Annotated in this window: 1 protein-coding gene; it reads left to right on the top strand. The window is 30.4% G+C overall.

What is annotated here, in order from left to right; all coding sequences use genetic code 11:
* Positions 1 to 163: 163 nt before the first annotated feature.
* On the top strand, positions 164 to 609 hold a 446-nt coding region (locus HMPREF3265_RS02670), incomplete at its 3' end, for a recombinase family protein (protein WP_070860978.1).

Below are 609 nucleotides of genomic sequence, written 5' to 3'. Positions count from 1 at the left end.
TAAGTTAAATAACCAAGAAAATAAAGATAAATAAAAATATTACTAAGTTTTAAGAAAACTAAAAAACCAGACAGGATACACCCTAATCATACAAACAGTGTTGTTGATTTTATAGCAACTAAAACGTATGATTAGGGTGTATGTTAATTATGGGTGAGAACCAATGATTGTTGGCTATGCGAGGGTATCATCGCTTGATCAAAATTTAGAAAGACAACTAGAAAATTTAAAAACGTTTGGTGTTGAAAAAATATTTACAGAAAAACAATCAGGAAAGTCGGTAGAAAATAGACCTATTTTGCAAGAAGCACTTAATTTTGTAAGAATGGGCGATCGGTTTGTCGTGGAGTCAATTGATCGTTTAGGACGTAATTATGATGAAGTAATCAACACAGTTAATTATTTAAAAGACAAAGAAATTCAATTGATGATTACCAGTTTACCTATGATGAATGAAGTGATTGGTAACCCATTATTAGATAAATTTATGAAAAGCTTAATCATCCAAATTTTAGCAATGGTTTCAGAACAAGAAAGAAATGAAAGTAAACGTAGACAAGAACAAGGTATTAAAATTGCGAAAGAAAAAGGTGTGTATAAAGGACGCCC

Source organism: Staphylococcus sp. HMSC62B09, from assembly GCF_001839115.1.
GTDB classification, from domain to species: Bacteria; Bacillota; Bacilli; order Staphylococcales; family Staphylococcaceae; genus Staphylococcus; species Staphylococcus haemolyticus.
Note: the sequence above shows the minus strand (reverse complement) of the source record. Positions and strands in the feature narration are given on the sequence as shown.